Genomic DNA, 206 nt, shown 5'->3' with positions numbered 1-206 from the left:
AATCGCTGGCCCGATACGCTGCGCAAAGTGCTGGTGGTGATCAGTTGTGTGGTCGGCACCTTGCTGTTGGTAAGCATTGTCAGCGCCCCGCTGGACCTCTACAGCCAATGCCTGTTTGCCGCCGTGTGCTTCCTTGCGGTGCTGCTGCTGCGCAAGATTCCCGGGCGCATGGCGATCCTCGCGCTGGTGGTGTTGTCGCTGGTGGC

The 206-nt window shown here is 62.1% G+C and carries 1 protein-coding gene; it reads left to right on the top strand.

Going from position 1 to position 206, the window contains the following annotated elements:
- A partial coding sequence (locus ACW9IB_RS29615) for a hypothetical protein (RefSeq protein ID WP_457416887.1) occupies window positions 1–206 on the top strand: 206 nt, incomplete at both ends.

The sequence above is a fragment of the Pseudomonas sp. SDO524_S393 genome (assembly GCF_054071875.1).
Note: the sequence above shows the minus strand (reverse complement) of the source record. Positions and strands in the feature narration are given on the sequence as shown.